The organism is Coleofasciculus sp. B1-GNL1-01 (assembly GCF_040220235.1).
In the GTDB taxonomy this organism is placed as follows: Bacteria; Cyanobacteriota; Cyanobacteriia; order Cyanobacteriales; family Coleofasciculaceae; genus Coleofasciculus.
In genome coordinates, this window is the sequence record NZ_JAVJTO010000048.1 from 23,916 (window position 1) to 36,396 (window position 12,481).

The following is a 12,481-nucleotide window of genomic DNA, read 5'->3' on the forward strand; positions in this document are numbered from 1 at the left end:
GGGTTTTGTAGAAACGTTAACACAAACAATCAATATTAGTCCCTAAACCCGCCCCTACAAACCCGGACATTTGCGCGAAGCGAAGGGTCAAAAGTTTAAGCGGCGTCTGAGAAAAATACAACCTGACCTCCATACGCCCGTTGTAGGTTATTTGCCTGCATGACTTGTTGGCGGGAACCTGAGGCGATTAATTCCCGATTCAATAAAATTAAATCATCAAAATTGGTAATGGCTTCTCCTAAATCATGGTGAACCACTAACACGGTTTTCCCGGAATCGGCTAATTCGTGGAGAATCTCAAAAATAACGGCTTCGGTTTTTTTATCAATTCCCGCCATGGGTTCATCAAAACAGAAAATATCCGCTTCTTCAGCTAATGCTTTGGCGAGAAAGACGCGCTGCTGTTGTCCCCCGGATAATTGCCCAATTGGGCGATCGCGAAATTCACTCATCCCCACCCGCGCTAATGACTGGGCTGCAATTCGCCGGGATACGGTGGAGAAACGCCGAAACCATCCCGTCTTGCGTATCCGCCCCATTAATACCACATCCCACACGGTTGCAGGGTATGTCCAATCAATCTGCGATCGCTGGGGTACATAGGCGATCCTGTCTAACTGATCCATCATCGGTTTCCCCTGATACATGGCTGTACCACAGCTAGTCTGCACTAACCCCAGTATCGCTTTCATCAGCGTACTTTTTCCCGCACCATTGGGACCAATAATTCCCGTCAGTCGCCCCGGTTGAATCTGACAGGTGATATCTTTTAGCGCCTCCACGAAACGGTACTGCACACTCAGATGCCCAATCCGTATGGGTTCCTGGCTGGTAAGGGTTGGGTTTTGGGGAGTGCGATCGTTTTGCGTAAAGATAAGCGTTGACATGATTAAACCGGGTAGACTCCAGAAAATGAAACGAATATGAAAATATTGTATCCTCAAAAATGAAAACAATATGAAAACCACTATATAAACTCAATGAATGGAATGACTCACTCGCAGGGTAGAACTCAGTTGCAGGGGTGTACAGGTGTAGGGGCGGGTTTGACGGCTAACCAGAACCAACACACCAATACCTTGACTAAACCCGCCCTGCTTGGGGGAAAGGGTAGTTCACATCGGTTGGGTAGAGCGATCGCGAAATCCGACAGGCTTCCTCATCGGAGTTGGGTTTCGTTCCTCAACCCAACCTACAACAATGGAATATTTGCGCTGGCTGGGGTGATGCTGGGACTTTGGCTGAGTGGCTGTGAGGCGACAAATCCGACTCTTTCAGGAACCGATGCAGAGGATAAACCTAACGTTGTCGCTACCAGTACCATTATTGCCGACTGGACTGAACAAGTGGGGGGAGACGAGATTGAATTAACCGGAATCCTGGAACCTGGTGCTGATCCGCACGTTTACGAACCCGTACCTGCTGATACCATAGCCTTAGAACAAGCCGATTTGATTCTCTACAACGGGTATAACTTAGAACCCGCACTGATTAAACTGATGCAATCAGCCGGGGTAAATGCTAAAACCTTTGCGGTTGGGGAAGTTGTTACCTCCTTAGACTTTGAATATCAAGGAGAAACCGAACCTGATCCTCATGTTTGGGGAGATGCAGACCATGGGATTAAAATGGTCAATGCCATACGCGATCGCTTAATTGAATTATCACCAGAAGACAAAGACGAATTTACCGCCAACGCCGCCCAACTCACGGCTGAATTAGAACAAGTAGATACCTGGATTACCCAGCAGATTCAAACCATCCCCGTGAATCAGCGTAAACTGGTTACCACCCATGACGCCTTTCAATATTATGCTCAGGCTTATGGATTAGAAGTAATTGGCACACTAATCGGAATTAGCACCGAAGAACAACCCAGCGCCCAAACCGTGAAAACCCTATCCGATGCGGTGAAAGAAGCCGGAGTTCCGGCTATTTTTGCTGAAACTACAATTAACCCCGCCCTAATTGAAACCGTTGCGGAAGAAGCGGGAGTTAAACTAGCCCCATCCGAACTCTATTCCGATTCCCTCGGCGCACCTGGAAGTGAAGCGGATACTTATGTGAAAATGTTGATTACCAATACCCGTACTATTGTCGAAGCCTTGGGAGGCGATTATCAAGCATTTCTGGATGATGGATGATGGACAAAATGGATTAGTGGATCAGCTAATTTGATAGTGATACCATGGCGTAGCACAGCTAGAATAGTGGAATAGATTGTTAATGAAAATGATGCATTAAACCCCACAAAATTAAAGGATAAATAGCATGAAAACTTTCACAGAAGTTAAAGATATTTTTCGTGAATACAAACCAATCCTTTTGCAAAAATATAATTGGTTGAGCGAATTGGGGATTTTTGGTTCTTATGTGAGAGGAGAACAAAATGAAGAAAGTGATATTGATGTGTTAATTGATTATACAGAAGCACCTGACTTAATTGAATTAATTGATTTTGAATACTATCTCAGCGATAATCTGGGCATAAAAGTTGATGTAGTAACGAAAAATGGATTAAAACCCAGACTAAAAGAGCGAATTTTGTCGGAAGTGGTTTATGTATGACAAAACGAGAATTAGAGGATTTTATTGAAGATATTTTAGATGCCATTGCAGCGGTAGAACGATTCCTGGCAGGGATAAGCTTTGAAGATTTTACCCAAAATGAGGAGAAAATTTTTAGTTGACTCCCTGGAACATCGCTCACCCAGCTTCCTGTATCATCCACACCAAAAACCCTAAAATTTGCTCCACAGGTGGCAGAGGATAATCAATTAAATCAATGGTTACGGTTTGTCCTTCTAGCTTAAGGAATCGCCATTGAGTCCCACTACTAACCGCACCATAAATTGTGTAAATAGGTGTTTGCTTTGCCTGATTAAATCTTTGTGCGGCAACCATTTCAGCAATACATTGCCCAAATCCTGTTCTCAAATCTGCTTTTTTTGCCTCGATAATAATCACGACTGGCGCTTCAATTTCTAGAAGTTCCTCAGAACGACTCAAGAGAAAATCACATCGTCCATTAAGTCCAAGTGATTCATCAACGGTAAAATCCTCCCCGGAAAATAAGCTGACCTGTCGTTGCAGGATACGCCGAACTTCCAGCAAAACTGGATAAATAATGCCTTCCGAACGCGCTTTTTCACTAGCCGATGCTGCTAAAGGTAAACTTTCTTCTAAAAAGGATGTCAGGGTTGGGGACGGTTGAATGGGTTCAATATCTGGCAAAAAGTGAATCCCTTCGGCTGTGGTTAAATTAAACGCTTCTTTGACTTTACCAATAGTAGTAAATTGACTGTAGGGCATAGCTGAATAGTGATAAGGACAGGTTTTGTGGTTCAGCTATTGGTGGGGAGGGCGGGTTTTGTTGTTTCGTTATTGGTGGGAAGGGCGGGTTTTGTTGTTCCGTTATTGGTGAGGAGGGCGGGTTTTGTTGTTCCGTTATTGGTGGGAAGGGCGGGTTTTGTTGTTTCGTTATTGGTGGATATTTGAATTGATTCCCTAAACCCGCCCCTACGATTGATTCCCTAAACCCGCCCCTACAATTGTCCCTAAACCCGCCCCTATACATGACAAATGACAAATTCTAACGCCGTCTTCTTCCCATCGAACGCCGACGGCTGCCAAAACTGCTACCAAAACGACTGGAACGATTCATCCGTGTCGAACTCGATTTATTAGAACGGCGCAAATTACTAGAACCGAAACCTGAACCTGTCGCCCGATTACCTTTTTGGCGATTTTTGCTAGCCGTTGGTGATGAATTAGAGGAACGTCTTAATTGACCTGTACTGCGGAACGTTTGACGATTTTTTACCGCAGGTGGGGGTTGATTATGACGGGCTTGATATCGGTCTACCGCTTGCGAGTAGGTGCTTCCATATCCACCATATCCAGTCATAATTCCACCATGATAAACCGGGGGTACATAATAGCTGGGTCGAAATAATAAACTCCCCAAGGCTTGACCCGCCAAGGCACCTGCAAATGGTGTCCAAAAACTGGATTCTCGACGTACAATTACCGTTTCCGGTTGACCCGTTTGCGGATTCGTTTGGGTTTCGGTAACGTTATGCACATATTCAATCCGAAAGTCTTCACTTAAGTGCATATCGGCTTGACCATTTTCGATTTGCACGTATGTCTTTTCACCTGATGCTAATTCCTCATCGGTGAGACGGGCTAAGCGCAAATCGGGACTACGCAACACAGGGGGTGTACCGGGTGGTGTATTTAGCAACATCAGGCTATATTCACCACTGACATCATCATAAGTGGCTTGCTGAACCGGATATTTCCCATCACTGAACTGCTGGTCATTTGAGGTAACATTGACCGTCTGATTTGGGCTTTGGGCGACAGAAGGCGAACCACAGGCTAGGGTGGTTAAACACAATGCCAAAGACATGAAAAGGATAATAAATTTTCGCAGCATATCAGAACATTATTGAATTAGGTGATTCATTCGGGATTCAGCTCATCCCACGCCTTGCTAAAATAGCACAATGCAACAGATCACAGGGACAACTAAACTCTTAGGTGTAATTGGTCATCCGGTGGAGCATTCTCTATCACCAATTATGCACAATCGCGCGATCGCACAGTTGGGTGTGGATTATGTCTATCTCCCTCTCCCCGTCAAACCGGAGGATTTAGCTGTCGCCGTGGCGGGGTTTGCGGCGATAGGATTGCAAGGCTTTAATATCACGATTCCCCATAAACAAGCGATTATCCCCCTGTTAGCCGAGGTATCCGATATCGCCCAACTGGTGGGTGCAGTGAACACCGTTTGGCGTACCGATAAAGGCTGGAGTGGGACAAATACTGATGTTTTAGGATTTATCGCCCCCCTGAACCAATATCCGCGAGATTGGCATCAAACTAAGGCGGTAGTATTAGGCTATGGTGGTGCAGCCCGCGCCGTTGTCGTGGGTTGTATGCAGTTAGGGTGTCCAGAGATTTGGGTTGTTGGTCGCAATCCCTATAAACTAAGTCAGTTTCAGCAAAGTTGGGCAAATACTCCCTTATCTAAGATTCTCCAGGCTTATCCCTGGGAAGAACTCCCCCAATTACTACAACAAGCTGATTTACTGGTGAATACCACACCTGTAGGGATGCATCCTCATGTCGATCAATCCCCTGTCGATGAACAGACAATGCAAGGATTACCCAAAGGTGCGATCGCCTATGATTTAATTTACACCCCCAATCCCACCAAATTTCTCCAACAAGCCAAACAACAAGGCGCGAATCCCATTGACGGCTTAGAAATGTTAGTCCAACAAGGTGCAGCCGCCTTAGAAATTTGGTTAAAACAAACACCACCCGTTGATATCATGCGAGAATCCTTACAACAAAAATTAGGCTTGTAGGCTTGTAGTTGCGCTTTAGCGCCTCAAATGTTCGCATCGTTTACGACAAACACCGAAAATAATACCAAGCAACCGCCATGGCTGTTAGGACACATCATTTATGTAGAGACGCGCCATGGCGCGTCTCTACAATGGTGCTTAAATAAAAAACGCAACGCCTCAACAATTTGATTCACCGCATCCTCCTGCACAAAATGACCCGCACCTGAAAGAATAACCGTTTTAGACTTCTGAAAAACCTGCTGAAAACGCAAACGCTGACTCGCCCGAAACGCCGGATCGCGATCGCCCCACAAAATCAATGCTGGCTTATCCGCCAAACGAGAGAGACTTTGGCTAACCTGTTGCAGAAATAAATCACTTTTGAGAATCTCTCTAGCAAAAATATGAGTCGGTTCCCTCGAACTTGGCGTCGGAAAGGGAGCGCGATAATGGTGCATGAGGACGCGATCGCAACACTGGCGCTGGATTCCCACAGGAATGATCCAATTCACAAAAGCATTGAAACGGCGAATCAAGACACCACCCAGCGCACCTCCAAAGAATCGGGAAAATCCGGCTAACAGTAGGTTATCATCAACAGCCCAAGCAAACGTATTCGCGATCGCAAACCCCCGGAAACGCTGCGGTTGTTTTCCCGCCACACCCAAACCAATGGGTCCCCCCCAGTCGTGGACGAACAAAATAATCTCTTGCAAGTCAAGTTGATTAATAAACTCCTCGATCACCCATGCATGTTCTTGAGGAGTGAACCCATATCCCGCCGCCGCTTCGGAAAGTCCAAACCCTGGATAATCAACAGCAACACAGCGAAAGTCAGCTTTTAACTCGGCAATAATATGGCGATAGAGAAAAGACCAGGTAGGATTGCCATGCAAAAATAAAAGGGTAGCACCACTACCTTCATCAACATAGTGAACCCGATGACCTTCAATCTCAACAAAGCGAGACGTGAAGGGAAATTGGCGGCGGTCAAGCCAAGGGGGATGGCGGTTGTCACGGGGAAGGGTTTCTATCATTGGCGATTAATCAAAGGCTTAACTTTTTCAGCCACGGCTGATGCGCCAGCTTGTTTTTCCGGTTGGCGAGTATACCAATAAGCCCAAGCAATTAACACGGCTTGAAAGGGTAGCCGAATCCAATAAAACAATTGACTGTGGGGAATTCCTTCAATCTTGATATTATTCAGTGTCATGTAGATATTGGCAGGAAACACCGCAATAAACAGAGCAATCAGTCCCCAAGCGGCGGCGACGCTGACAAATGGAATCATTAAGCCAATACCGCCGAGAATCTCGAAGAATCCGCTCACATAGACGGATGTCAATGGCGGAAAGGGTGGCGGAACGATGCGGGCATATTGTTCGGGTTTCAGGAAATGGGTGATACCGACGATGATGATACATACTGCAAGAACACCCCGCAGGATTTCTTTGCGGCGATAACTGTTGTCAGGTGATTGAAACATAAGGAATAGAGGAAACTCACAATCACAGGATAGAGAGTGCGATCGCGATCGTGCGTCTATCCATAGTTAGCTCTTAAACTGCTCGATAAGCTGTCATGCATTTAAATTGGGTATTAGTAGCGAGCAAGATGCTCGCATTACAAGGCTTTCGCCGTTATTGATATTAAGGTTTAAATGCCGAACAGCTTAATCAGTATCGGGTTCTAAAAGCCCTCAATTGAATCAATCCGTCCTGAATATAGATGCCTAGAATAGGAGTCAATATTGATAATCTTTGCCGGACTTTTAATTGACCTGATCATACTGCAAATATTCCAGCATCAGTAAACGCAAGTAATCTAACATTCTAATATAACCCTTCATTTGCTCATACTTGCCATTACTGTCAAAGTAAAAATGGACGATAACAGTTATCCTAAAAACTCGCATTTCTCGCAATTGATCAATTGCCTGGGTTTCATTTAGAATCCACCCTTGCGTCTGAATTTGATTGGCATAACCTCGGAGACTGACCGTTAAGAGTTCAATTTCCTCTAACAGGGAAAACTCGTCATTAGATGGACAAAAATTAGACACAATTTCTTTTCGTTCTCTTTGAGTATTCTGTTCGGCTAATTTCATCTCATCTAGCAAACGCACAATATGAGTTTTAGTTGCTTCTCTTTCATTTAAGACTGCTTCACTCATCGTTAACTCCATAGGTGACAATTTTTTCAGTACCAAATTTGTCAGATCTAACAATCAGAAATTCATTTCCTTTGCGATATACGGCTGAAGCATCCCAACGATATCCTGTTTGCGGAATCCTAATGGCTCCTTTTTTATTAAAATTATGGGCTTTTCGGAGATATTTTAACGGTTCAATATCTTTTCTAGCCGCGTGGTCTAAGATACTCTGAGCTACACTGATATAGGTAGAAGCATCCCACTCATTCAAATACTGTTGAATCTCTGCGGCTTCGGCTTCAGTATATCCTGCGAGGAGATTTTCCCAAAATGGATCAGAGATAGACTGGTCTTCTGCCATTATTGCTCACTCATATCTCTGCTAGTTTCTCCGACTCAAGTAAGGATCTTGCTGCAAATCATTATATTGTGAATGCGTTGAAAGAGCGATCGCGCTCCTGGGTTGCTCCGCCGTTAATTGCCACCGCCCTAACCTGACATTAGAAGTCAAAAATGCAACTTAATGATTGACATTGTTAGATTAATGATCTAACTTCATCAACACCTCGGCTCCGCTCGGTGTTGACCCTGAGCGGAGCCGAAGGGTCAAATCTGTCACTCCACACCGTTGAGGGACTCTTGCCATGACGAACAACATCCTTGACAAAATTGATACCCAGAGATTGGGGGAACTCCTTCAACAAGCGCGTAATCAGTGTGGCATGACCCAAGCGGATGCAGCTAAAGTCATCGATGCAGCGCGTACAACGATGGTTGCGATTGAGAAAGGAGAGCGCCGTCTTAAGCCAACAGAACTGATCAAGCTTGCCCGTGCTTACGGACGAGCCGTCAGCGACTTTGTGCGCCAACCTCCAGTGGCGCAACCGTTGGAGGTTCAATTCCGAGCAGCTTACCGACGCAATGCTGTTGAAGAGTTGCAGATTGAACCCATCATTCGACTCCTAGAGGAGTTGTGCCAGAATTATCTGGAGCTTGAAGAGATTATGGATGCACCACTCCCGCGAAACTATCCTCGTGAATATCAGGTGAGTGGTATGCCCATAGAACGGGCGGCGGAGAGTATTGCCGTTGAAGAACGTCAACGCCTCGGTCTTGGAGATGGTCCCATTCCTCTGCTTCGAGACATCTTAGAGCAGAGTGTAGGACTCCGCATCTTTTACTTAAAAATGCCACAAAAATACTCAGAACTCTATAGTTACGACGAGCAACGGGGTGGCTGCATGGCAATTAATGCTCATCATCCCGAAGAACGGCGACGTTGGTCATTAGCCCATGGATATCTACACTTTCTTGCTCATCGACGCAAGCCTGTACTTGATTTTGAGGGACAGTATAAGAGAATGCCAGAAAGTGAACGACTTGCCGAAGCCTTCCCCAAATATTTCCTGATGCCAACGAGTGGTTTACTTAAACGATTTAATGATATGTATCGCGCCAATGGTAAGTTCACTCCCACCAATTTATTTACGTTGGCTCATTACTACGGCGTATCTGTGCAAGCGCTGATTTATCGGTTAGAGGAGATGGAACTGCTGCCATCTGGAACGTGGGATCGATTAAGCGATCGCGGATTGAAAGTCAGAAAAGTACAGGAGGAACTTGGCTTGGAAGAAATTCCCCAACGTACTGATACGATGCCAGTCCACTACCAACATCTTGCGATTGAAGCATTTGATCAGGGGCTGATTACTGAAGGGCGCTTCGCCGATTTTCTTCATGTTGATCGCCTCGAAGCCCGTCGCCTTGCCGAAGTATTGCGAGAGTATTCCAGTGGAATGGTGGAGGAAGCGACTGATTTGGATTTACGCCAAGGGCAGGAATGACGGAAGGTTAACTTATCCAGAGATAATCAAGCATTGGTCTGAGAAAGTATCTCTTGATGCTTCAATACTACGGGATGCACTCAGGGCAATTCGGGTCAAGGGACGATATTTACCGCCTAAAAACCATCCTTTACTAAGTTGGTGGCAAGCTGCTTTGACTGAGCCAGATGCTTTAGAGGAATGAGATTCTATTGCTAAGCTGTTATTCATTTAAACCTTAATGTCAGAAACTGCAAAACCCTTGTAATGCGAGCATCTTGCTCGCTACCCATTCCCAATTTAAATGCGTGACAGCTTACTACCCTAACTTGAGGTCTAAGAATACCGGATTTGCAGCAGTAGTCTATCTGCTTTAACCGGAGAAATTACGCGGTGAATGCAGGAAGGGTCTTGCACAAAACCAAATCCACTTTCTCCTTCAATGATCAGTTGATTGTCTTGTCCGTAATAATTAAGTACCGCCTTGTCCGACTGACGACCCGCAGCCAAGGTCATGTAAAGTGGCTTTTTCCGATGAGAGCCTTTGATCATAACATGAGCGCCCGAATCAGCATTCACATCGGTGATATAAAAATAGGCGGTCATAAAGTTGTACCCAGCGATATCATAGTGAAAATTTGTGGGTGGATAACTCTGTCTAATTTCTGACTCTCTGAGATCTGACACTAAACTCCAAGTCAGATGCTGGGTAATTTGGTTGGGCCAATACCCCAGATAGTTCTTAACGATTTGCAACAGCAGAGGATCTTGGGTAATTTTTTGAATGGCTTCGCAATTCATGACATCACGCACCAAGGCACGCAGCACGGGATGCTCACCTCGCTTTCGACTATTTCTAATTACCTCTTCGATGAAAAACTCGTCGTCAGACTCAGGTTCAATACAAGGTGTTTGAATGGCATATTGATAGATTTCTTTGACCATTGACGGCGATAAATGCAGACCAAATCCTACTCCTTCATGACGGAGTTGTTGGACACATCTATCTAGGGAAACACCGTCAAACATTGAATCGGAAGCAATCTTCAGACGTTTTTTGTAGAAATCGGGATTTAGGCGCTGTCGCCTAGCTTGGAGAAGACTATATATTCTCCGACAGATAAGGAAACGACCAAACCGCTGCGTGAAGTCTCCTTGGGTTAACCGCTTGATCGGGTTTGAGGCTGAACTTAAGCGTCCTTTTGAACGTTCTAATGGGGCAGTTTTCATGACAATTCTCAAGACACTTGGCTACATCTACTACTCTCATCATTACTTTTGGGGATCAGGAGTGTCACACCCAGTTTTAGATCAGTAGTTTACGTCGCGAAACTGATCCGTTATTTCTTTTAGAGAGAATTGTACAGGCAATCTATTCGAGTTCCCTCCCCTTGGTAAGGGGAGGGTTAGGGTGGGGTTAGATCAAGGTATCGCTGTCTTTTTAAAGCTTAAGTTGACACCAATGAATGCAATAGCCCCTACAGCCCTAAAACAAGCCAAGAACTCAAGTTCTTGGCTTATAGCTCAAGTCCATTAAAATGGACTAATACCAAATCCGGGTTAACTACCCCCTTTATGGGTGGGGAATAGCAGCCAAGGGATAAAGGGGATGACAACGGCGGATTTGGTATTATAACCTAGTCCGCGCAGGCGGACGCAAGTTTGTGTAGCAGCGATTTCAATCGCCGTGGCAAAAGGGAGTGATAAAGACTGAGGAATTAGTTTAGGAATTAGATTGTTATATACTATGGCTGCATTTTCAAACGTTTGGCGAACTTGTTCAGTATTCATTAATTTTTACCTCGATTATAATTAAACCTGAACCCGAGGTGACCTAAACAGAATACTTTTGTGAAAAGGATGAAACCTGGGCTTCCAACTCATCGCACGCTTCACGTACCAACCGCAACCCTGCTTCCTTTTCTAGTTTAGCGCCTGCGGGAACAAACTCTTGCATAATTTCCGCTTCTGTTGTTTGATAGTCACCCCAATCTGACTTCAATTTTTCAAAGTAATTAATTCCCTCACTACCATCTTGAATCGCAAACTCTAAAATAGAATCCAGATAAGCCGTAACCTTAGAACTCTTCACTCCCTCCGTCACAGCCGCAAATAATAATTCACCATTGAGATAGTCAAAATCGGGTACAATTAGCCAATCATCACGTAACTCAAAGGTCTGAGCGCCTTGAGCAGGTCTAACTGTTATTCCTTCCTGTCTGACTCGCTGAGCTGCATTGTAAACTAATCTCATAATTGTGAAAATTACGTCTGGATAATTACTATCAATTCCGCGTAATTCCACCGTTCCTAATGCATTGAGTCGCACTGGATTCCAACCCGCTTTTAGTAAATTTCCGCCGCCTTCAGTAAATAAATCCCGCTCAACTCCAGCATTATCCATCGCGGTTAGCCATGCATAATAGCGTTCAAATTGCAACTCTACTAACTGTTCCACAGAATCGGCATAGGGCATTAAACCGCCAACCGATTGTAAGTGAGTATACACGCCTTCCCAGCCAAATCTGTCACTCCCCCGATAGCGGACAATGTGATAGGCAAGTCCCGTGGCTTCTCCTTCATAAAAGGGACAGGCGCGTCCCAAGGCGATGAGGGCAGAATCTAAGGCTGTGGCTAAATTGTAAATATTAATCAGTTCTTCGCGTTCGGCGGCGCTGCTGTTGTAAGAGACACCAACGCGGGAATCAATGACTCCTGGTGGTACTTCTAAATGGATATGGGTTCCTGTACATTTACCCGCATTTAAAAATCGGTCATAGCCAACGGTGCGAACTTGGACATGATAGCTTAATTTATCCCGAATAACGGGAATTAAATGTAAGGGATAGCTGGATAGGGGATAAAGCCGCAAATGCATCTTTTTCCCCACCTGTAATCCGAGTTGTAAGTTTTTTAGATAGGCTGAGGCTAATTCGGTGGGAGTATGGGCGGGAGGGGTATTAATTTCGATCATTCCCTTTACCCATTCCGGCATAAAGTAATCGGGATTTAAACCAATGGATTCGGCTTCTTGGCGACAATTTTTCAAAAATTCATCGGCACGATTGGAAAATTTTCCTGTTTCTTCTACGAGGAAAAATTCTTGTTCTAAACCGATGCGACGTTTACCTAGTTTCATAGTGTTA

Annotated in this window: 16 protein-coding genes; 5 read left to right on the top strand and 11 right to left on the bottom strand. The window is 45.0% G+C overall.

Features of this window, described 5'->3' with window-relative positions:
- Nucleotides 1-95: 95 nt before the first annotated feature.
- Nucleotides 96-887 (bottom strand): metal ABC transporter ATP-binding protein, encoded by a 792-nt coding sequence (locus RID53_RS11300; protein WP_446388197.1) that lies wholly within the window; start codon nucleotides 885-887, stop codon nucleotides 96-98.
- A gap of 339 nt (nucleotides 888-1,226) precedes the next feature.
- On the opposite strand from RID53_RS11300, the gene RID53_RS11305 reads away from it, so the two are divergent.
- The 3 genes from RID53_RS11305 (at nucleotide 1,227) to RID53_RS11315 (ending at nucleotide 2,690) form a co-directional block, all read left to right on the top strand.
- Complete coding sequence (locus tag RID53_RS11305) at nucleotides 1,227-2,144, top strand: metal ABC transporter substrate-binding protein (protein ID WP_446388245.1); 918 nt, start codon at nucleotides 1,227-1,229, stop codon at nucleotides 2,142-2,144.
- A gap of 127 nt (nucleotides 2,145-2,271) precedes the next feature.
- On the top strand, nucleotides 2,272-2,568 hold the full coding sequence (locus RID53_RS11310; protein WP_446388198.1) for a nucleotidyltransferase family protein: 297 nt from the start codon (nucleotides 2,272-2,274) through the stop codon (nucleotides 2,566-2,568).
- Nucleotides 2,565-2,690, top strand: coding sequence for a hypothetical protein (locus RID53_RS11315; protein ID WP_446388199.1), 126 nt, complete (start codon nucleotides 2,565-2,567; stop codon nucleotides 2,688-2,690). Before RID53_RS11310 ends, RID53_RS11315 begins: the two co-directional genes overlap by 4 nt.
- Nucleotides 2,691-2,706: 16 nt before the next feature.
- On the opposite strand, the gene RID53_RS11320 is transcribed toward RID53_RS11315, so the two are convergent.
- Together RID53_RS11320 and RID53_RS11325 are read right to left on the bottom strand one after the other, a co-directional pair.
- Nucleotides 2,707-3,312, bottom strand: a complete 606-nt coding sequence (locus RID53_RS11320) for a hypothetical protein (protein WP_446388200.1) — start codon at nucleotides 3,310-3,312, stop codon at nucleotides 2,707-2,709.
- 280 nt (nucleotides 3,313-3,592) lie between these two features.
- The gene (locus tag RID53_RS11325) at nucleotides 3,593-4,441 is read right to left on the bottom strand and encodes a hypothetical protein (RefSeq protein WP_446388201.1); all 849 of its coding nucleotides are present in this window, start codon (nucleotides 4,439-4,441) and stop codon (nucleotides 3,593-3,595) included.
- Between the two features lie 70 nt (nucleotides 4,442-4,511).
- Between RID53_RS11325 and RID53_RS11330 the strand changes: the two genes are divergently transcribed.
- A complete protein-coding gene (locus tag RID53_RS11330) occupies nucleotides 4,512-5,378 on the top strand; it encodes a shikimate dehydrogenase (protein WP_446388202.1) in 867 nt (288 codons plus the stop codon).
- A 98-nt stretch (nucleotides 5,379-5,476) separates the two neighbouring features.
- Here RID53_RS11330 and RID53_RS11335 read toward each other — a convergent pair whose 3' ends face one another.
- The 4 genes from RID53_RS11335 to RID53_RS11350 all read right to left on the bottom strand — a co-directional run bounded on the left by RID53_RS11335 (nucleotide 5,477) and on the right by RID53_RS11350 (nucleotide 7,873).
- Nucleotides 5,477-6,397, bottom strand: a complete 921-nt coding sequence (locus RID53_RS11335; RefSeq protein WP_446388203.1) for an alpha/beta fold hydrolase — start codon at nucleotides 6,395-6,397, stop codon at nucleotides 5,477-5,479.
- Complete coding sequence (locus RID53_RS11340) at nucleotides 6,394-6,846, bottom strand: DoxX family protein (RefSeq protein WP_446388204.1); 453 nt, start codon at nucleotides 6,844-6,846, stop codon at nucleotides 6,394-6,396. The genes RID53_RS11335 and RID53_RS11340 overlap by 4 nt, the downstream gene beginning before the upstream one ends.
- 285 nt (nucleotides 6,847-7,131) lie before the next feature.
- The gene (locus tag RID53_RS11345; protein ID WP_446388205.1) at nucleotides 7,132-7,533 is read right to left on the bottom strand and encodes a hypothetical protein; all 402 of its coding nucleotides are present in this window, start codon (nucleotides 7,531-7,533) and stop codon (nucleotides 7,132-7,134) included.
- Complete coding sequence (locus RID53_RS11350) at nucleotides 7,526-7,873, bottom strand: hypothetical protein (protein ID WP_446388206.1); 348 nt, start codon at nucleotides 7,871-7,873, stop codon at nucleotides 7,526-7,528. The genes RID53_RS11345 and RID53_RS11350 overlap by 8 nt, the downstream gene beginning before the upstream one ends.
- Nucleotides 7,874-8,156: 283 nt before the next feature.
- Between RID53_RS11350 and RID53_RS11355 the strand changes: the two genes are divergently transcribed.
- Entirely contained in the window at nucleotides 8,157-9,356 is a 1,200-nt protein-coding gene (locus tag RID53_RS11355; protein ID WP_446388207.1) for an ImmA/IrrE family metallo-endopeptidase, read from the top strand.
- A gap of 12 nt (nucleotides 9,357-9,368) precedes the next feature.
- On the opposite strand, the gene RID53_RS11360 is transcribed toward RID53_RS11355, so the two are convergent.
- From RID53_RS11360 to RID53_RS11375, 4 genes are all read right to left on the bottom strand, one after another.
- The gene (locus tag RID53_RS11360) at nucleotides 9,369-9,566 is read right to left on the bottom strand and encodes a hypothetical protein (protein WP_446388208.1); all 198 of its coding nucleotides are present in this window, start codon (nucleotides 9,564-9,566) and stop codon (nucleotides 9,369-9,371) included.
- Between the two features lie 105 nt (nucleotides 9,567-9,671).
- The gene (locus tag RID53_RS11365) at nucleotides 9,672-10,565 is read right to left on the bottom strand and encodes a hypothetical protein (protein ID WP_446388209.1); all 894 of its coding nucleotides are present in this window, start codon (nucleotides 10,563-10,565) and stop codon (nucleotides 9,672-9,674) included.
- A 330-nt stretch (nucleotides 10,566-10,895) separates the two neighbouring features.
- Nucleotides 10,896-11,126 (bottom strand): hypothetical protein, encoded by a 231-nt coding sequence (locus tag RID53_RS11370; RefSeq protein ID WP_446388210.1) that lies wholly within the window; start codon nucleotides 11,124-11,126, stop codon nucleotides 10,896-10,898.
- Between the two features lie 43 nt (nucleotides 11,127-11,169).
- Complete coding sequence (locus tag RID53_RS11375) at nucleotides 11,170-12,474, bottom strand: glutamate-cysteine ligase family protein (protein WP_446388211.1); 1,305 nt, start codon at nucleotides 12,472-12,474, stop codon at nucleotides 11,170-11,172.
- Between the last annotated feature and the right edge of the window lie 7 nt (nucleotides 12,475-12,481).